The organism is Cytobacillus sp. Bac17, assembly GCF_024519925.1.
Lineage (GTDB): Bacteria > Bacillota > Bacilli > Bacillales > Cytobacillaceae > Cytobacillus > Cytobacillus pseudoceanisediminis.
Genome location: NZ_JALJRC010000012.1, coordinates 124,283 through 143,990, shown reverse-complemented (window position 1 = coordinate 143,990; position 19,708 = coordinate 124,283). Strand labels below are relative to the sequence as shown.

Genomic DNA, 19,708 nt, shown 5'->3' with positions numbered 1-19,708 from the left:
CATTGTATTACTTCTATTTTAAAATAAAAAAGACTGCAGACAAGCACGATTTTCATCGAGTTTGTCGACAGTCTGACTGCCCCTTTCGGAGGGGCAGTTTTATTATGGTTTTAAAGAATATATGAAAAAGAGCAAACCTTTTCCAATTATATCCGTATGTATAGTCAGGAGGAGAGTAAATGAACTTATTAAACGTCGATATTGCATCAGCAGGCTATGAAAATGGAAAACCGATCATACATAATATTAATTTTGATGTAATGGCGGGGGAATTGATCGGCCTTATAGGTCCTAACGGGGCAGGAAAAAGCACAACGATTAAAACAATCCTGGGATTATTGGAACATAAAAAGGGGACAGTGAAATTTAAGCAGGGAGTTAAGTATTCCTATATACCTGAACGCCCCATCTTTTATGATGAGCTGACATTGTGGGAACACTTGGATTTTACAGCTGCCGTAGAGGGACTGTCGGAAATACAGTATAAGAAGAGGGCATCAGAGCTCTTGAGGGAGTATAATCTGTCTGAACACGCTCATAAATTTCCCGGCACATATTCAAAGGGGATGCAGCAAAAGGCGATGCTGATTCTTGCGATGATTGCCAAGCCGGATGTCTATATTATTGATGAACCGTTTATTGGACTTGATCCTAATGCTATGAAACTGTTTCTGGAATCAATTGAAAGAGAGAGGCAAAGGGGCGCAGGCATTCTTATGTCCACTCATGTACTGGATACGGCAGAGAAAGTGTGCAGCAGCTTTCTAATTGTGCATGATGGCCAGTTGAAGGCTTCCGGCTCATTAGACGAGATCAGGCAGCAATGCGGTCTTTTGGCTGGTTCGCTTTATGATTGCTTTCATCAGATTGCAGAGGGAAATGACAATGAAAAGTAGTTCGCTCTTTTTTGGAAGGTTAATCAATAGCTGGAAGTATCAATTTGGTATTTTCCGTTCCGTTGCAGATTGGACCATCATGGTTTATCTCATTGTTCCCGGTGCAATCATTTTTGGAATGATATATCGCTCCTGGTGGTTGGAAACGCCTGAATGGATTGCAAACTTGCCAATGTTTCTCCTTTTCTTCCTGCTTTATATTTATTCATGGCTGGGTAACTTTCGCCCATTTATACAAGAGGCTGACAAGGTGTTTCTGGTGAAAAATAAGAGCCTCTATTTGGGAATGAGAAAATGGGGAGTTGGCTATTCACTTTTCTTTCAGGCAGTCAGTACAGGCGCGATAATCGCTCTTCTTCTTCCCTTTCTAAAGAACAGTTATTTTTTGCAATGGAGTCAAATCATTGCCCTGCTGACTTTTTTCATTACTCTGAAATGGACGCTTATGACAGTTTCCTATTCTCTGAAAAGGATTGAAGGGAAGTTTAGAAAATATGTAATTGGCTTTCTGCTGTTTGTATTATTGAGCTGGTTCAGCCAGCTCGTTTATTCTCTGTGGAATTTCGGTGCAGACTTTCCGGTTTACATGATTTCGGCAGTGCTGCTTTCCGGCACTTTAACGAGAGTCTCCCAGATGCTGAAAGGGATATCGGCCGTAGACTTTGAAATTTTGCTTGAGCAGGAGGAAAAAACAAAGTATATCAAATGGATATTTATGATGGCTCCTGAAATAGAAAAGCCTGCTATTTCAAAGAGGACAAAACCTCTATTATTCAGAAACTCCAGAAGAATCTTTAAGAAGAGAACACCCATTACGGGACTGATAGAATTATTCATAAAGATTTTCATACGGAATCCCTCCTTTATTTTCAGTTATTTTCAAATCATTTCTGTAAGCGCAGCGGGGATTATTGCCATTCCGCCACTATGGATAAAAGTAATTGTGTCGGGTGTCTTTCTTTTCTTGATGTATACATGGCTTTCTATTACTTGGGATAAATCCATCATGTCCCATCCCTTCACAAAAAAATATAGTGAAAAAGATTTCTATTTCACTGCAAAGAATAGAACGGTCATAGCCTTATTCTTCCTCGCCATTTTGATCTTAGGACTGATTGTAAGCGCCTTGACAATCATCTTGGCAAGGTTCGGCATTCTTGGTGCATAATAAAGGTATGCTTTTATTAAACAGTCCCATAAGCAAATTTAAGGCAAAATCGGTTATAATGGGGAAATCATAAATGTTCAAATCAGGATAAGGAGGTAACTTTTATGAACGTATTGGATTGGCAAAAAGAGGTTAATAACAGAAAAGAAGCTTTAATTGAAGATACCCAAAAACTTTTAAGAATTAAAAGCCTGCTGGATGAAGAGAATGCAGCAGATGATGCCCCCCTTGGTGAAGGTGTGAAGGAAGCACTCGATTTCATGCTTGAACTTGGAGAAAAGGATGGATTCACTGTCAAAAATGTCGGCAGCCTGGCTGGTCATCTGGAATTTGGCGAGGGTGAAGAAATTGTTGGTGTACTTTGTCATGTCGACGTAGTTCCTGAAGGAGATGGATGGACTAGCGACCCATTTGGTGCAGAAATTCGCGATGGAAAGATTTTTGCCAGAGGGGCGATCGACGACAAAGGCCCAACAATGGCTGCATATTATGCTATGAAAATTGTAAAGGAATTGGAGCTGCCTTTAAGCAAAAGGGTCCGAATGATTATTGGAACAGATGAAGAAAGTGATTGGCGCTGTGTAGAGCATTATTTTAAACACGAAGAAATGCCGGCAATGGGATTTGCCCCTGATGCCGATTTCCCAATCATCTATGCAGAAAAGGGCATCTCTGATTTTGATCTTGTCCAAATCGGCCATACCGAAGAAACAGACAGGGAAGTACTGGCAGAGGTCGTGCATTTCCAGTCAGGAAGAAGATATAACATGGTTCCTGATTTTGCAAAAGCTAGTCTTGTAGTCCATCTTGAACACACTGAAGTGGTGCAAAGGTATATTGATTTCCTCAAAAAGACTGAGCTTGAAGGAAAGTATTACATAGATAACGGCGAACTGATTCTGGAGCTTCAGGGGGTATCGGCTCATGGGATGGAGCCTGATAATGGGAAAAATGCAGGTATTCTGATGGCGTCATTCCTGGCATCCCTTCAGCTGGATGAGAAGGCATGCCATTATTTTCAGTTTGTATCACGATACTTATGTGATGATTCCAGAGGAAGAAAGCTTGGCATCGCCTGTGCGGATGAGATTACCGGTGATTTAACCGTTAATGTAGGAAAACTATCATATACAAAAGAAAATGGCGGCCGCTTAGGCTTTAATGTACGTTATCCCGTCACTAACAATATGGATGATACGAAAAATAGGCTTCAGTCATTGATCGAAGACGAACATTTCAGATTAGAGAATTTCACTGATTCCAAGCCGCATCATGTGGAAGAAGATGACTTTCTTATCCAAACCCTGAAAAACGTGTATGAACAGCAGACTGGCGAAAAGGCAGAGCTTTTAGCAATTGGCGGGGGCACATATGCACGTTCCTTGAAGTCTGGTGTAGCGTTTGGCCCGCTTTTCCCAGGCAGGGAAGACGTGGCACATCAAAAAGATGAATATGTGTTTATTGAGGATTTAATTAAAGCTGCAGCTATTTATGCACAGGCGATTTATGAACTTGCGAAATAGCTCTAAAACCTGATATGATGGCTGAAAGATTTTACATTAACAGCTAATAGATTAGACAAACAAACCATTTACAGGGAGTGTCAGAGAAATGGAATATGTCATTTTGAACGGTGATTTGATCGAACGCTCTGAAGCGAAAGTAGATATTGAGGACCGGGGCTATCAATTTGGTGATGGCGTCTATGAAGTAATCCGCGTCTATAACGGAAAAATGTTTACGGCAGATGAGCACCTTGAAAGGCTGCTTGAGAGCGGAAGGAAAATAGAGCTCGATATCCCTTATTCTATAGGGCAGCTTAAACAGATGCTTGCAGAGATGATCGAAAGGAATAATCTTGAACTTGGAATAGTATATATGCAATTTTCCAGGGGGACTTCTCCAAGAAATCATGCTTATCCTGGTGCAGACGTTGCACCGGTGCTTACAGCCTATACCCGTGAAACCTCAAGACCTGTTGAGAGCATGAGAAATGGTGTTAAGGCTAGTTTGATTGAAGATATACGCTGGCTGCGCTGTGACATAAAGAGTCTGAACTTGCTTGGCAATATCATGGCAAAGCAAAAAGCAGCACAATCGGGCTGCTTTGAAGCAATTCAGCATCGCGGGGATACGGTGACTGAGGGAAGTTCTTCCAATATAGCGATTGTAAAAGATGGGACACTATATACGCACCCTGCAACAAATCTGATCCTAAATGGCATTACCCGCCGTAAAATCAACGAGATCTGCAGGGGAAATGGAGTAGCACTTGAAGAATCTGCTTTTACAAAGGATGATCTGCTGGACGCGGATGAAGTCTTTATGTCCAGTACATCAGCTGAAATTACTCCGATTATAGAGATTGAAGGAAAGCCGGTTGGTAATGGAAGTCCTGGTCCCATCACAAATAAATTACAGAACCTTTTTGAAGAGGCAATTGAAAAAGAGTGCGGCAGTTTGACGGTTAAAATTAGATAGTTCTAAAACGAAAGACCCCAGGAGTAATCCCTGGGGTCTTGTCTTTTAACTTACTTATTCAAACTGAAACAGATCGCTTGAAAGGTATCTTTCTCCAGTATCGCAAACGATGAATACGACAACATCGTCCGGCTTTAGCCTTTTTGCAACCTGGATGGCAGCATAGCAGGCTGCTCCTGAGGATGGACCGACTAATATACCTTCTTCTCTTGCCATTCTGCGCGTTGTATCATATGCTTCTTCATCTTTGATTTGATGGATTTCATCATAAACATCCGTATTGAGAATTACCGGAACAAATCCGGGACTTGTGCCGACAAGCTTGTGTCTGCCAGGCTTTCCGCCTGATAGGACAGGTGAGCCCTTGGGTTCCACAACATGTACTTCCAATCCAGTATAATGCTCTTTCAAAACTTCTCCTGTGCCGGTAATCGTGCCGCCAGTGCCTGCCGTGGCAACAAAGGCAGAGAGTGGTTTGCCGATTTCCTTCATGCCCTCAATAATTTCGACTGCTGTTGAATAGCGGTGTGCATCAGGGTTAGCGCTATTTTCAAATTGCATCGGCACAAAGCTGTTTGGAATTTCCTCAGCCAGCTCATTTGCTTTTTGTATAGCACCGGGCATTTTGTCATCTCCAGGAGTCAGGACAACTTCTGCTCCATATGCTTTCAAAAGGTTGATGCGCTCTGCCGTCATGGTATCAGGCATAACCAGAATGGCCTTATAGCCACGTGCTGCTGCATTCATTGCAAGCCCGATGCCGGTGTTTCCGCTGGTTGGTTCAATAATAGTTGAACCTGGTTTCAATTGGCCTGCTTTCTCAGCTTCGACAATCATATTATAAGCCGCGCGGTCTTTTACACTGCGGCTTGGATTGTAGAATTCAAGCTTTGCATAGATGCTTGCTCCATTTTCAGGGGCGAGCTTATTTAATTTAACAAGTGGAGTATCTCCAATTAAGTCCGCGAGATTGTTAACAACTTTCATCTGACTCTCCCTTTCAAATAAGACTGTAATAACAAGGAAGTTTAATACTTTGTTATTTTATGTCGATTTGTTTAATTTCATCCTAACAAAGGAAATCTATAACTATTCATATTATGTCCATCATACTAAAACAGACTATTCCAATCAAATCAAAAGGAATTGGAAGAATACTTAAAATGAGAGGTCAAACAGAAAGTATCTGCCAATTTTAACTGATGTTTGTTAAAATAAGTGAAAATATGGAGGAATCTCAAGTGTACAAACAATTGAATGCTCATTTTTTCTTTGCGATGAAATTACCGGTTGAAACAAAGAAAAAGTTGAAAGAATACTGTGGGAATTTAAGTCCAAAACTGCCTTTTAGCCGCTGGGTCCATCAAGAGGATTATCATATTACCCTAGCATTTCTAGGGTCTGCACCCCAGGAAAAACTGCAGAAAGCAGCCAAGCTTGCCGCTGACTCAATCAGACACGAAGAAAGATTTCCTCTGCATATCTGCAAACTTGGCGTATTTGGAAAACAAGACGCACCAAGAATTTTCTGGTGTGGAACACAGCAGGACAAACATCTCCAAGATTTAAGATCGAAAGTATATACAGCATGCCAGGAAGCGGGCTTTGAATTGGAGACAAGACCATTTAAACCTCATATCACTATGGCAAGAAAATGGGCCGGCACTTTTCCGTTTCAGGAAAACATGCTGGACGCTTACAGTCCATTCAAGGAGAAGCCCCTTGAATTTGAGGCTTCAGAAGTCGTTCTATATCAGACCCATCTGGACAAAACACCGAAATATGAAAGCATTGCCATCTTTCCGCTCGTGGGGGAATAAAATAAATACATACTATTAATGAAAAACAGCTTAGGTGAAATTGCTGCTTTTGAGAGAATATAAAATATTTATCACTGAGTTGATAGGAGCGGAAGGTGGGGGACTCCAACGGGAGTAGCGCACCAGGGGAGACCCCGCAGACGCATCGCGTTGAGGAGGATCCCGACAGTCCCGTGGAAGGCGAGTGCCTGCAGCGGAAATCAACGGGCAAAATAAAAAAACTTAAATGAATAATTAGAGATAGAAAGTTATATACGAAAGCAGGGCTAGGAGAATGGGACAGTTAATTAAATTGCAGGATTATGTTTCACGTTACCAGCAAGACATTTTTGTATATCCTTCCCGATTTGTCAGACTAAAAAAACAGCAGTGGGATAAATGGCATAAAGCATGGGAATCAAATGATTCATTCAATCCTCAATCCGGGCAGCAATATACAGCCGGCACAGCGGAGTGGCTTGAGGAAGAAAAAGAACCGCTCATGGAAAAGCTAAAGGGGTTGTTAAAGCGGGGAAAAAATGAAGAATTAGAGGAATACGGGGCTTCCGGGGATGAATTGAAAAAGGAGGAAGAGGTGCTTGAATTTGAAGCCTCCTTTGCTGTGCGTCCAGAAACAATTGAGAATTTAAAACACCAGTTTCTAGACCAGCTTTTCCGATTCCAGATGAAATGGGCAACCTCCACATTAACGGAAAAATCATTTCCCGATAAGCATTACTATTATGATGAAAAGCTAAAGTATTTTCTGCAAAGATATCCGGATACGTATCTTGTCATGTTCAATCCGATCTTTCTGCTGAAAAAGGCTCCGGTGGAAACAGAAACTATTGTTATAAGCCCGACAGAGGTATGGTGCATCAGCTTTTTGGAGGAAGAAGATTCAGCAGTATTCTCAGGTTCGAAGGATAGATTCTGGACAAAAAAGGGAAAAGGGGAGGAAAAGAAGGTCCTGAATCCGCTGCTTGCATTAAATAGGACTGAAAAAATTGTCCGAAAAATATTTGAAATTCATTCTATTGAATTGCCGATTAAAAAGGCTTTACTTACCCGAAATGGATATATTGATTATCCGGCAGCTCCTATTGATGTTCAGTTAATCGATAAAAGGACCTATGATCAATGGTTTCAGACAATGAGAAGCCAGCGTTCGCCTCTCAAGCATGTTCAATTAAAAGGAGCGCAGGTACTGCTTCAATATTGCCAGACTGCATCAGTCAAAAGGCTGGAGTGGGAGAATCGGGATGAATCATGAAGATTTCCTCGAGGATAAAGCTCATAGCAGGGAAGAGCTTAAGTTCATTATTAACCCGCAGGCGAAAAATGGCTTCTGCCTGAAAGTCTGGAAAAAAGTTGAGCAGATGCTGAAAGAGGAAAATATCCCTTTCTCTGCAGCCAGGACAGAATATCAGGGCCATGCCAGGGAATTGGCAAAGATCTATGCAGAACAGGCGGGCGGGCAAAGATTATATCTTGTTGCTGTGGGCGGAGACGGGACGGTTCATGAGGTTATGAATGGTGCTGTGAGTCATCGGAATGTGACAGTCGGATTTATTCCGGGAGGATCTGGGAATGATTTCTCGCGGGGCTTTAGAATTCCTAAAGACCCGGCAGAATCTTTAAAAGCAATTCTTAAGGGGATCAGTCATTCTTCTGTAAAAGCTGATATCGGAATGATTAGACACATAGATGGGAAAAAAACATATTTTATTAATAATATGGGTGCTGGTTTTGATGCACTGATTTCCCGGAAAGTAAACAGTTCAAAGATGAAAGGAATCTTGAATCAGTTATCTCTGGGGAAATTTGTATACGCTCTCTTTCTTGTAAAAGAGCTGTTTACTTATAAATGCTCTGATCTTGAAATCGTCATTGATGGAAAAAAATTCGATTTCGATTCAGCCTGGTTTATTACTATTTCCAATCAGCCATTCTATGGAGGCGGTATGATGATTTCTCCGGATGCAAATCCTTTTGATGGAATTCTAAATGTTACGGTCGTCCACAATATATCAAGAATAAAAATTTTGTTTGTATTTGCCTCTGTCTTCAAGGGGCGTCATATAGCATTTAAAGAAGTCACAGTTCTTCAGGGCCAGAATGTCAGCATTAGATCTTCACACCCCATTCCTGCTCACGCAGATGGAGAGGCTTTAGGCAGCTCCCCGATTTCGGCCTCTGTTTGCCCCGAAGCCATTCCTGTAATTATTGGCAATGGAAAAGATGGGTGTTGATTTTAGGAGAGAGCTGCTCTTAAATTACCGTCCGACTAAGTAAAGGAGATGAATTCGGAATGATAACGATTGAACGGACTTTTAATGCATACTTAGACGAAATGCACATCATTACGATCATACTTCCTTTCAGCTATCATCAGGGGCGTTCTTCCGGGTTCTCTCTCCTTACTGACTGGGAAGAAGAGTTTCCTGTTGAAATATTGAAAAGCATGCCGATTGAGGATGCCGTTAAATATACATGCAGAATAGAACATGAAGCGGAATTTGGGAAACAATATTGGATAGTGGACGAATATGGGGGAAAAACAGATCTGCAAATTGGCGCCGTTATTCGTACAAGTGATTTTGATGAGAAATTCTATTATGACGGTCCGCTGGGGTTCTCGTACAGCAAAGAAAAGACACATTTCAGGCTCTGGGCTCCGACAGCCGCAAAGGTAAAGCTGAAGCTTAAAGGAGCACTGGAGCAGGAAGCTGAGCTTATTCCGATGGGAAGAGAAGAGAGAGGAGTCTGGAGCTGTGAAGTAAAAGGCGACCTGGATCGTTTTCTTTATTCTTTCCTTGTATGCATTAACCTTGAGTGGAAAGAAGCTGTTGATCCATACGCAGTCTCTTCGGCTATAAATGGGGAATATGGTGCGGTAGTCAATATGGAAAATACAAAAGTAAAGAAGCCGGAGCTTCCGCCGCTTCCGCAGCCCACAGATGCCATCATATATGAAACGCATATTAGGGATTTTACCATTCATCCCGCGAGCGGGGCAGCACAGAAAGGCCTTTATTTAGGAGCGGGAGAGACAAATACCGTCGGCAGAGACGGGGAGCCTACATGCCTGTCCTATGTGAAGCAGCTTGGTATTACTCATATTGAGTTTCTGCCTGTCCATGACTTCGAAGGTGTGGATGAAAAAAGTCCAAAAGAAGAATATAACTGGGGTTATAACCCCCTCCATTTTAATGTTCCGGAAGGAAGTTATTCTACAAATCCTTTAGATCCCTACTCGCGGATCAGAGAATTGAAAGCCTTAATTTATGCTGTTCATTCCCAGGGAATTCGGGTCATTTTGGACGTAGTCTATAATCATGTTTATATTCGCGAGCATTCTTCTTTTGAAAAAATCGTACCGGGTTATTTCTTCCGGCATGATGAATATGGAATGCCGTCAAATGGCACCGGAGTTGGAAATGACTTTGCTTCGGAACGCCTGATGGCCCGGAAGTTTATTGTTGATTCCGTATCATACTGGATAAAGGAATATCAAATTGATGGGTTCAGGTTTGATTTGATGGGTATACTCGATATTGAAACGATGAATGAGGTTCGCCAGAATGCAGAATTGATTGACCCGTCTGTCATTATTATTGGTGAGGGCTGGGATTTGAATACCCCTATACCGGATGACCAAAAAGCAAGCATCCGCAATCAGGAAAAGCTTCCTGGAATCGGCCAATTCAATGACTGGTTCAGAGATTCCATCAAAGGCAGTACGTTTAATTTATATGATAAAGGTTATGCATTGGGAAATGAGCATTATTATGATGCGGCAAAGCAGGTATTGGCTGGAAGCATTGGCCTCGAAAAAAAGGAAAAAGGCATTTTCCTTTCCCCGTCCCAATCTGTAAATTATGTGGAATCACATGATAATCATACCTTATGGGATAAAATACAGGTTTGTTCTGAAAATGCGGATCCTCTTGTGCAGCAGCAAAAGCACCGCTTAGCAACAGCAATGGTCCTTCTTTCCCAAGGAATTCCATTTTTGCATAGCGGACAGGAATTTTTTCGGACCAAAGAAGGAAATGGAAACAGCTACCGTGCTCCAGATTCCATCAATAATCTGGACTGGGAAAGGAAATCCCGTTACTTAAATAATGTTGAATATATTAAAGGGCTGATCAGCATAAGAAGGTCAATTCCTCTTTTCAGACTCGCCAATGCAGAAATGATCCGGAATTCCATGCGGTTTCTGGATATTAAAAAACCTCTATTGGGTTATGTGTTAACAAGCAGTGATCAAAATGCCGAGTGCAGCCATGCAGCCGTGATTATCAATCCTTTAATGACGGAAGAAGAAATTTTTCTCCCGGCTGGGGATTGGGACCTTATTGCGGATGAACGTGAGGCCGGGATTTCCACTATCCGCAAGATTAACACCAGATTTGAAATGCCGCCATTAAGTTCATATGTATTGGTTTGCAGAAGATAGAAGAAGTCTGAGAAGCATACCACTGTTCAGTTCTATTATTTCAAAAATTATCCTTAATAAGAAAATAATGATGAATTGACCAGAAAAATCTTCATTTTTTTAGATGATATTCCGTAAACCTAAATAGATGCACTTGACGAAAAAAGCCAGTAAGAATAAAATTTATAAAGATGGCTATTGTGAGGGACTAACATCAATAGCTTTTTTTTTATTTTATATTCCCAAAACATTGCTGGTTTGTATTTGCTGATTACTTTGTGCTTTATAGGAGCTTTATTTAATTAACCTGATAAACAGCTATATTTGCGAAAATGCAATATAGTCGAATAGAACAAAACATTATTAAGCAACGGCCCTTTTATTGGCCATGGCAAAATAAGTCTTGCTGCAAAAAACAGGGCTTATTTTTCAACTTTTTATTATTTGAACTCGAGAATTGTCTAGCTCAAGCAGCCTACCCCTCGAGGTCACAAGCCGATTCCCCCAAAAAGGCAAAGGCGCCTTTTTGGGAGGCACGTCTTGTGCTTGAGGCCCACAGGGTGTGGGTCATGCAGACTTTGCCACAGGACGTGGCGATCTTAGTCTGCGTTCCTTAGGTGGGCAAGGCGTTTGCGCTATTCTACAACCAATGGCTTACTAAATTGCAGGTGAACAATTTTGGAACATTTATTTGGACATGACTGGGAGATTGTTCCCGCCGGAGGGGCGACAGGGGAAGCCTTCTATGCAAAGCACGAAGAGCAGAGGCTTTTTCTTAAAAGAAACTCCTCTCCTTTCCTGGCGGTTCTGTCTGCGGAAGGAATCGTCCCGAAACTTATCTGGACAAAAAGAATGGAAAATGGGGACGTTATAACTGCCCAGCAATGGCTTAATGGAAGAGAGCTAAAAGCTTCTGACATGAACCAGGAAAGCGTAGCAAAGCTTTTGAGAAAAATACATTCTTCAAAGCCGCTGCTTGGTATGCTGACAAGAATGGGTAAGTCTCCGCTGCAGCCCGAAACCCTTTTGCGTTTGATTGAGGAAGAACTGGATTGTGATCTGAAGGAGCAGGCTGCTGTTATTCAGTCAGTCGATTTCCTGAAGCAAGAGGTTTCGCATATCCACTGTGAGGAAAATACGGTGTGCCATTGCGATGTGAATCATAACAACTGGCTGCTTTCGGAAAACAACCAGCTGTACTTGATTGATTGGGATGGAGCCATGATAGCAGATCCGGCCATTGATCTGGGGATGCTATTGTATTGGTATATTTCTAAAGAAGAATGGCCAAATTGGCTTGAGCGGTACGGCATTCAGTTGACAGATAATTTGCTGCTCCGCATGAAATGGTATGTGATTGCACAGACTTTGACATCTATCCAATGGCATAAAAATAAATTCAGGTACCAGGAAATGGAAAAGTGGCTTTCCTATCTGGATGAGCTCCTTTAAGATTTACGAAAATTGATCTATATCCTGTACCCATTGTGATAATTCATTCTGGTGGGATTCAATGTGAGTATCCAATTGTGAAGAATTGATCCCGTGCTGACTGTATTCATAAATTTCTTCTAATACTGTTTTTACGTTTTGATTAATATTTCCGTTGATCATTAATGATTTAACCAAACGTTCCAATTGTTCACATTCTGAAATAGAGCCACAGCAATCTGTCTGATGATTGCTTAAAATATCTTTTAATAAATTTAATTGATCCTGGTGTCCAAGCGGCATGAAAAGCACCCTTTCTATTGAAGCTGAAAATAAAAACAAAAGGAATTCACTTTTAGGTTGTGGATTCTTTTTTTTATTTATTCATTGGCGGATTGTAATTTAGGTGTTTGAGTGCCATTGGGTTAAACTACAAACAAGGGATGAACCACTATAGTAATCCCTCTAAAAATAAAGTTGCATCACTGCGACAGGCATGATATTGTTTGAACGATATTAATTTTTAGGAGTGTCAAAATGCGACAGCGAAATAAACCTTGGGCGAAAGATAAATTAGCCGAATATCCACAATACGTAATTTCAGAACCTGAAAAATATAAAGGAAAGTGGAAGGAAGCCTTCGATAAAGATCAGCCCCTTCATATAGAAATTGGGACAGGAAAAGGCCGCTTCATAACTGGTATGGCGAAAGCAAACCCGGAAAACAACTACATTGGAATTGAGCTCGCTGACAGCGTCATCGTCACTGCTCTGGATCGTATCATCGAGGATGAACTTCCAAATGTAAAGCTTCTGAATGTGAATGCCAATGATCTTCGGGATTACTTTGAAAAAGGCGAAGTCGATCGTGTCTACCTTAACTTTTCAGATCCATGGCCAAAGAAACGCCATGCAAAACGCAGGCTGACTTATAAAAGTTTCCTGGAGATTTATGAAAATATCCTTGGGGATAAAGGAGAAATACACTTTAAGACTGATAACCAGGGATTATTTGAATCATCTCTTATGAGTTTCTCCGAGTACGGCATGCTTCTGACATTTGTCAGCCTGGACCTTCACAATAGCGATTATGAAGGAAACATCATGACCGAATATGAAGAGAAGTTTTCTTCAAGGGGAAGCCGTATATTCCGGTGTGAAGTTCAATACAGATAAGCTAGTCTATCCGGATGGATAGGCTTTTTTTGGATATTGCTATATTTGACTGTTTGCATTCGTGTGGAATAATTTAAATATTTCTACAAGTAAGCGCTTAAATGTTAATATGAGATAAGGGGAATGCGAGCGCTTGCTCAGAAAAACTCAAATGGAGGAGATAATGATGGAAGCATTGGAGTTAAAGAACGTAAAGCTGTACTGGCTTCGCGGCGGTGTCACACATCTTGATGGCGGAGCCATGTTTGGGGTAGTTCCTAAGCCTTTATGGTCTAAAAGATATCCCTGCAATGAAAATAATCAGATCGAACTGAGAACAGATCCCATCCTTATTCAGTTTGACGGTAAAAATATTCTAGTCGAATCGGGTCTTGGAAACGGGAAGCTGAGTGATAAACAGAAGAGGAATTTCGGAGCGCTTGAAGAGTCTTTTGTTGAACAGGATTTAGCCAAGCACGGCCTGTCACCAAAGGACATCGATTATATCCTTATGACGCATCTTCATTTTGATCATGCCTGCGGACTGACAAAACCGGAAGAAGGAAAATTTTCTTCTATATTTCCAAATGCAAGAATCATTGCATCACAAGTGGAATGGGAAGAAATGAGAAATCCTAATATCCGTTCAAGGAATACATATTGGAAAGAAAACTGGGAGTCCATTCAGGATCAGGTGGATGTCTTTGCAGGAGAGTGGACGCTCGGCCCTATTAAAATGGTGCATACAGGCGGCCATAGTGATGGCCATTCTATACTTGTTATAGAAGATGAGGATGAGACCGTCATTCATATGGCTGATATCATGCCAACTCATGCCCATGCGAATGTACTTTGGGTTCTCGCTTACGATGACTATCCGATGGATTCCATAAGTGCCAAGGAAAAATGGATGGAATACGGGCTGGAAAGAAATGCATGGTTTACTTTTTATCATGATGCTTTTTACCGGGCAGTCAAATGGGATGAATCAGGAAATATTGCTGAGAAGGTGGAAAAGAAGCAAAGTTAAAAAATCCCCATCCGGGGATTTTTTAATACTCTTTAAACGTCTATAACTGGCCTGCCCCCTCGAGGTCACAAGCTTGTCTAGTTACGGCTCCTAGGGACTCGGGGACATAAGCTGTTTCCTTTCAGAAGGAGAAAACCACCTTCTTTCAGGAAATGTCTTATGCCTGAGGCCCGCAGGACAAGGAAGGCTTCGACAGCATAAACATCGCACGACAGAGCGGTGGTAGCTTTTGGGAGGACGTGGCGTTCTTAGTCTGCATTCCTTCTTGGGCAAGGCATTTGTGCTTTTCTCAATGCAGTGGAAAAACGTCCAAAATGGTTCCAGTCTCTGCGTCGGCAATGAATTCATACTGCTCGGCTTCTTCACCCGAAAACCTCGAAATGCCGCCCTTATAAACCTGATATTTTAAATGACCTTTTTCATAAGGTTCAGCTTTCATATGAATCCATGATCCGCTTATCGGCCCTTCCTGTTTAAATGCATCCTTTGCATTTGCCAAAGCTTTCTCAGGGGAAACAGCAGTTTTCTGCGACAGCAATTCCCTAGCTGCGTACCCGCTCGCCAAACCAACCCCAACACCTAACATAAATGACTTCCAATTCATAATTGCACCTCCCAGGCTGATGATATAAGCAGTTCATTTTTACAAATTTTTCTGTTTTCCAATTCTATCTTATCAAAAATAGGCATGAACTAAAATAAATAATACACAGCTTAAATTTCGCCAACCGAAGTTTCCTGCCTGAAATGGTGGAAAGACGTATGAAAGTTCTGTAAAATGAAATTATACATATCTGCATAGCCAATTCGCAAAGTGATAAAGGAGAATAATAATGAACGAAAAAACATTGCAGCTTTTTAAAACATTGACAGAGTTGCCAGGGGCGCCTGGAAACGAGCATTTAGTACGGAAATTCATGCGCGAACAGATCAGCCAGTATACAGAAGAAGTCGTTCAGGATAAGCTTGGAGGCATCTTCGGCGTGAAAAGAGGCGATCAAAGCGGCCCGACTGTCATGGTGGCAGGCCATATGGATGAAGTTGGTTTCATGGTCACTTCCATAACAGATAATGGAATGATCCGTTTTCAGACACTGGGAGGCTGGTGGAGCCAGGTTTTGCTTGCACAAAGAGTCCAAATTATTACAGATAATGGACCGGTGACAGGAGTTATCGGTTCAATTCCTCCGCATCTTTTAGACGAAGCAAAGCGCAGCAAGCCGATGGAAATAAAGAATATGCTGATTGACATTGGTGCAGATGACCGTGAAGATGCGAAAAGAATAGGCATTAAGCCAGGACAGCAAATTCTCCCGATTTGTCCATTTACACCAATGGCAAATGCAAAGAAAATCCTGGCGAAAGCATGGGATAACCGTTATGGCTGCGGTTTGGCGGTGGAACTTTTAGAAGAAGTCCAGAGTGAAGCACTTCCCAATATTCTCTATTCCGGAGCAACAGTTCAGGAAGAAGTTGGCTTAAGAGGTGCACAGACAGCAGCGAATATGATCAATCCTGACATTTTCTTTGCGTTGGATGCAAGCCCTGCCAACGATATGACCGGGGATAAAAACGAGTTCGGCCATTTAGGAAAAGGAGCTCTTCTGCGCATACTGGACCGTTCAATGGTAACGCACCGCGGCATGAGGGAGTTTGTTCTGGATACAGCTGAAACGAACAACATTCCATATCAGTATTTCGTCTCGCAAGGCGGAACAGATGCAGGTAAAGTTCACATATCCAATGAAGGTGTTCCAAGTGCAGTAATCGGCATTTGCTCCCGTTATATTCACACACATGCATCCATTGTGCATGTCGATGATTATGCAGCGGCAAAAGAATTGCTTGTTAAATTAGTAAAAGCTTGTGACCGTTCAACAGTAGAAACCATCCGTCAAAACAGTTAAGCAGATGAGACAGCAGGTGCTGTCTCTTTTTCCTGTAATATGAAAGGAGTACACATGAAAGTCATCATTGGTTCAAAAAATCCCGCAAAGATTTTGGCAGTAAAAACTGCTTTTAGCCATTATGAAGCTGTTATTATGTCCGAAGATGTGCCCTCAGGAGTGAACGACCAGCCATTCTCGGATGAAGAAACCATAAAAGGGGCCATCAATAGAGCATATGGAGCACTCCAAGCATCCGGCGGACAAATTGGCATTGGCCTCGAGGGCGGTGTGCAGAAAACAGAGCACGGGCTATTTCTCTGTAATTGGGGGGCTCTTGCGGAAAAAGGGCAGCCTCCGATTATTGCTGGCGGAGCCAGGATTCCCCTTCCAGATGGGGTTGCAGTCCGGCTTTTGGCTGGCGAAGAACTTGGCCCTGTAATGGATGATTACGCAAAAAAAGAAAATATCCGCAAAAATGAAGGAGCTGTTGGGATTTTTACAAATGGGCAGATTAATCGTGCTGACATGTTCTCGCATGTCATGAAGCTTCTTCTTGGGCAATATGAATATAGAAAAAAGGGCTAGCTTGGTGCTAACCCCTTTTTCTATTCGGTTTCGAAGATGTACGACAAAACTTTCAAGGCCTGGTTGACCGTTTCAACAGTAACATTGGCTTTACTTGAAAGCTCCTTTAAAGGGTGATGCAGCTCATTGGGACGGATGAGGATCAGCGGTTTTCCAAGTGCCGCAGCAGCACTTGCGTCCATGGCTGTGTTCCATTGCTTATATTTTTCACCAAACAAAGCAATCACGAGATCCGATTTTTGCATAAGAAGCTGTGTTCTTAAGTTATTGATGCTTGAAGCGGCTTCATCACGGAAGATTGCATCCGGCTGCTTCCCGAGAATTTCCTCTCCGATCATGTCAGAACGGTCATGGTTTTCCATAGGACCTGTAAAATGAACAGGCAGCTGAAGTGATTTAGCTTTCTCCTTTAATTCATTGCGCCAATTGGAATGTATTTCACCTGCTAAGTAGACGGTTATTTCCATTCTTTTTCCTCCTTTATGCAATATTCTTATATTTTAACATTTCTTCTAAGAAGTAACGCAGTGAAAAGGCCCTCAATCCTTATATGAAGGGTTGTCAGACTATTAAGAAGAAATGTATGATAGGGAAGGATATGAGATTCCATGCAAGGAGGGGACTTTAGAATGCATAAAAGATTCACCGCAGCCTTGCTCTTATTTATTTCATTTATACTGGTCAGTGCCTGTTCAGCATCGTTGGAAGAAGAGCAAACTGCCGCAAAGAATGCTGCAGAGGAAGCATTCAACCTATCACCTGAAAAGACAAATCATGAGTTTGAAGATATAGAATATTATTTGCCTTTCGGCTACGAAGTAGAAGAGGAAAGTCCAAATAACATCATTTTAAAAAATGGCTCCAAAAGGTATATCCTTTTTTACAACCAGCATGAAGGCCCGGACAGCAAGGTTGTTTATGATGCTACCCTAAAGCAAAAAGATAAATATGAAGTTAAAGAGACGTTTACAAAAGATGGACATAATGGCTTCCTGTTAATCAACAGAGGGAAAAAAGACGAACACGAATTGGTAGTCGGGATTGGCGGAGTAAAATTATCTACGCAGGCTGCGACCAGAAATTTATCCTCTGAGGCCGCTGCAATGATGGAGATAGCTAATTCTGTCCAGGTGAAGAATTAAAGCGAAGGGCGATGTCCTTCGTTTTTGTTTTGCTTTTTTTTAAGAATTTATTTTTAATAAATTATGATAGAAAACCCCTATTATAAAGAACAATAAGAATACAAAAGATTTTATATTACAAGTGTCTTTACATGTGTTATCTTATAGTTGCAGAACTTTTAAATAGGGGGAAAATAATGAGAGCCTTTCTGAATAGAAAAGGGGTAACCCTTTCACCTAAAGTATATTTTATAGATGCACTGAGCAGCATGGCGCTTGGATTGTTCGCTTCGCTGATCATTGGGCTTATTATTAAGACAGTCGGCGAACAGACTGATTTCAAATACCTGGAGGATATGGGCACTCTGGCTATGGGTCTGATGGGGCCTGCAATAGGTGTTGCAGTTGCATACGGACTTAATGCTCCACCGCTTGTTATCTTTTCAGCCATTGCCAGCGGGGCTGCCGGCGCGGCTCTTGGCGGTCCAGCAGGGAGCTTCGCTGCAGCTCTTATTTCCACAGAGCTTGGAAAACTTGTCAGTAAGGAAACAAAGGTTGATATCATTGTAACACCGCTTGTTACCATTGTGGCTGGTTATATGGTTTCAACATTAATTGGCCCCGGGATCGATTATGGAATGAAGAGCTTTGGCAGCCTGATCATGTGGGGAACAGAGCAAAGGCCAATCATCATGGGCATCATTGTGGCGGTATTAATGGGGCTTGCCTTGACGGCACCCATTTCTTCAGCCGCCATTGCGCTTATGCTTGATCTGCACGGAGTTGCAGCAGGAGCTGCCACTATTGGCTGTGCAGCACAAATGGTCGGCTTCGCAGTGAGCAGCTTCAGGGAAAATAAAATGGGCGGTTTAGTAGCGATTGGAATAGGAACATCCATGCTGCAGGTAGCCAACATTATTAAAAATCCGCGTATTCTTATTCCACCTACCCTTGCAGGTGCGTTCCTGGCACCCTTTGGCACGACCGTCTGGCTAATGGAGAACAATGCTGCAGGAGCAGGCATGGGAACAAGCGGGCTGGTTGGACAGATAATGACTTTTACAACGATGGGCTTTGGTTCAGAAATTTGGATGAAGGTCATTATATTGCATTTTATTGGACCGGCTCTTATCAGCCTGTTATTATCTGAGTATATGAGGAAGAAAGGCTGGATCCAATATGGAGACATGCATATCAGCACAGGGGGCGAAAAAAAATGAAAAAACTGGAATCGGCAGAACAATTTAACGAGATGCGCAGCAATGGGAAGCATATTTTCATGTTTTCAGCTGACTGGTGTCCGGATTGCCGGGTTATTGAACCGATATTGCCTGAAATAGAAGCAAAATATAGTGAATACACTTTTATTTATGTAGATCGCGATCAATTCATTGATCTTTGCATTGAGCTTGATGTCTTTGGGATCCCAAGCTTCATCGGATACAGGGATGGCCAGGAACTTGGCCGCTTTGTCAGCAAAGACCGTAAAACCCAGGAAGAAATTGAAAACTTTATTCAAACTCTTGAACAATAAGCCTGTGTACATTTAGTGTTCAAATTTTACTTTGATAAATGTCTAGCGCAAGCAGCCTGCCCTCTCGAGGCGTCGGGGGCTGGCAAGGCGCTTCCGTTTTTAGGCCCTCCTGCATCTCTTTTGAGCAGGAGGGTTTATTAGTGTAGAATGATAGTCGGAAATCAATCCCCATAAGGAG

At 42.0% G+C, this 19,708-nt stretch carries 20 protein-coding genes; 16 read left to right on the top strand and 4 right to left on the bottom strand.

Annotated elements, in window-relative coordinates:
• Positions 1-179: 179 nt before the first annotated feature.
• The 4 genes from NR125_RS15715 to dat all read left to right on the top strand — a co-directional run bounded on the left by NR125_RS15715 (position 180) and on the right by dat (position 4,545).
• On the top strand, positions 180-896 hold the full coding sequence (locus NR125_RS15715) for an ABC transporter ATP-binding protein (protein ID WP_217027860.1): 717 nt from the start codon (positions 180-182) through the stop codon (positions 894-896).
• A complete protein-coding gene (locus tag NR125_RS15710) occupies positions 886-2,064 on the top strand; it encodes an ABC transporter permease (protein WP_192907793.1) in 1,179 nt (392 codons plus the stop codon). The genes NR125_RS15715 and NR125_RS15710 overlap by 11 nt, the downstream gene beginning before the upstream one ends.
• A 104-nt stretch (positions 2,065-2,168) precedes the next feature.
• Positions 2,169-3,587, top strand: coding sequence for a dipeptidase PepV (gene pepV, locus NR125_RS15705; RefSeq protein ID WP_256815642.1), 1,419 nt, complete (start codon positions 2,169-2,171; stop codon positions 3,585-3,587).
• A gap of 88 nt (positions 3,588-3,675) precedes the next feature.
• Positions 3,676-4,545, top strand: a complete 870-nt coding sequence (dat, locus tag NR125_RS15700; protein ID WP_019383027.1) for a D-amino-acid transaminase — start codon at positions 3,676-3,678, stop codon at positions 4,543-4,545.
• 54 nt (positions 4,546-4,599) lie between these two features.
• On the opposite strand, the gene cysK is transcribed toward dat, so the two are convergent.
• Positions 4,600-5,532 (bottom strand): cysteine synthase A, encoded by a 933-nt coding sequence (gene cysK, locus NR125_RS15695; protein ID WP_019383028.1) that lies wholly within the window; start codon positions 5,530-5,532, stop codon positions 4,600-4,602.
• Positions 5,533-5,786: 254 nt separating this feature from the next.
• Here cysK and thpR point away from each other — a divergent pair, with 254 nt between their 5' ends.
• The 5 genes from thpR to NR125_RS15670 all read left to right on the top strand — a co-directional run bounded on the left by thpR (position 5,787) and on the right by NR125_RS15670 (position 12,237).
• Positions 5,787-6,365 carry an RNA 2',3'-cyclic phosphodiesterase gene (thpR, locus tag NR125_RS15690; protein WP_256815640.1) on the top strand — a complete coding sequence of 193 codons (579 nt, stop codon included), beginning with the start codon at positions 5,787-5,789 and terminating at the stop codon, positions 6,363-6,365.
• A gap of 274 nt (positions 6,366-6,639) precedes the next feature.
• Complete coding sequence (locus NR125_RS15685; RefSeq protein ID WP_019383031.1) at positions 6,640-7,617, top strand: NERD domain-containing protein; 978 nt, start codon at positions 6,640-6,642, stop codon at positions 7,615-7,617.
• Positions 7,607-8,596 (top strand): diacylglycerol/lipid kinase family protein, encoded by a 990-nt coding sequence (locus NR125_RS15680; RefSeq protein WP_192907788.1) that lies wholly within the window; start codon positions 7,607-7,609, stop codon positions 8,594-8,596. Before NR125_RS15685 ends, NR125_RS15680 begins: the two co-directional genes overlap by 11 nt.
• Positions 8,597-8,655: 59 nt before the next feature.
• Complete coding sequence (pulA, locus tag NR125_RS15675; protein WP_019383033.1) at positions 8,656-10,806, top strand: type I pullulanase; 2,151 nt, start codon at positions 8,656-8,658, stop codon at positions 10,804-10,806.
• A gap of 657 nt (positions 10,807-11,463) precedes the next feature.
• On the top strand, positions 11,464-12,237 hold the full coding sequence (locus tag NR125_RS15670; protein WP_009333351.1) for a phosphotransferase family protein: 774 nt from the start codon (positions 11,464-11,466) through the stop codon (positions 12,235-12,237).
• Between the two features lie 3 nt (positions 12,238-12,240).
• Here NR125_RS15670 and NR125_RS15665 read toward each other — a convergent pair whose 3' ends face one another.
• Complete coding sequence (locus tag NR125_RS15665; protein WP_009333350.1) at positions 12,241-12,519, bottom strand: YtzH-like family protein; 279 nt, start codon at positions 12,517-12,519, stop codon at positions 12,241-12,243.
• A 234-nt stretch (positions 12,520-12,753) separates the two neighbouring features.
• On the opposite strand from NR125_RS15665, the gene trmB reads away from it, so the two are divergent.
• Together trmB and NR125_RS15655 are read left to right on the top strand one after the other, a co-directional pair.
• Entirely contained in the window at positions 12,754-13,392 is a 639-nt protein-coding gene (gene trmB / locus NR125_RS15660; RefSeq protein WP_019383036.1) for a tRNA (guanosine(46)-N7)-methyltransferase TrmB, read from the top strand.
• A gap of 166 nt (positions 13,393-13,558) precedes the next feature.
• Entirely contained in the window at positions 13,559-14,401 is an 843-nt protein-coding gene (locus NR125_RS15655; protein ID WP_192908970.1) for a YtnP family quorum-quenching lactonase, read from the top strand.
• A gap of 289 nt (positions 14,402-14,690) precedes the next feature.
• On the opposite strand, the gene NR125_RS15650 is transcribed toward NR125_RS15655, so the two are convergent.
• A complete protein-coding gene (locus tag NR125_RS15650; protein ID WP_009333347.1) occupies positions 14,691-15,005 on the bottom strand; it encodes a PepSY domain-containing protein in 315 nt (104 codons plus the stop codon).
• A gap of 229 nt (positions 15,006-15,234) precedes the next feature.
• Between NR125_RS15650 and NR125_RS15645 the strand changes: the two genes are divergently transcribed.
• Both NR125_RS15645 and NR125_RS15640 read left to right on the top strand, forming a co-directional pair.
• Positions 15,235-16,308 (top strand): M42 family metallopeptidase, encoded by a 1,074-nt coding sequence (locus tag NR125_RS15645; protein WP_009333346.1) that lies wholly within the window; start codon positions 15,235-15,237, stop codon positions 16,306-16,308.
• A 54-nt stretch (positions 16,309-16,362) separates the two neighbouring features.
• Positions 16,363-16,875, top strand: a complete 513-nt coding sequence (locus NR125_RS15640; protein WP_009333345.1) for a DUF84 family protein — start codon at positions 16,363-16,365, stop codon at positions 16,873-16,875.
• A 20-nt stretch (positions 16,876-16,895) separates the two neighbouring features.
• Here the strand turns inward: NR125_RS15640 and NR125_RS15635 are convergent, their stop codons facing one another.
• A complete protein-coding gene (locus NR125_RS15635) occupies positions 16,896-17,342 on the bottom strand; it encodes a YtoQ family protein (protein ID WP_009333344.1) in 447 nt (148 codons plus the stop codon).
• A 162-nt stretch (positions 17,343-17,504) separates the two neighbouring features.
• Here NR125_RS15635 and NR125_RS15630 point away from each other — a divergent pair, with 162 nt between their 5' ends.
• The 3 genes from NR125_RS15630 (at position 17,505) to NR125_RS15620 (ending at position 19,530) form a co-directional block, all read left to right on the top strand.
• Complete coding sequence (locus NR125_RS15630) at positions 17,505-18,017, top strand: hypothetical protein (protein ID WP_009333343.1); 513 nt, start codon at positions 17,505-17,507, stop codon at positions 18,015-18,017.
• A 176-nt stretch (positions 18,018-18,193) separates the two neighbouring features.
• Positions 18,194-19,216 carry a PTS sugar transporter subunit IIC gene (locus tag NR125_RS15625; protein WP_019383040.1) on the top strand — a complete coding sequence of 341 codons (1,023 nt, stop codon included), beginning with the start codon at positions 18,194-18,196 and terminating at the stop codon, positions 19,214-19,216.
• On the top strand, positions 19,213-19,530 hold the full coding sequence (locus NR125_RS15620; protein WP_009333341.1) for a thioredoxin family protein: 318 nt from the start codon (positions 19,213-19,215) through the stop codon (positions 19,528-19,530). Before NR125_RS15625 ends, NR125_RS15620 begins: the two co-directional genes overlap by 4 nt.
• Positions 19,531-19,708: the final 178 nt, after the last annotated feature.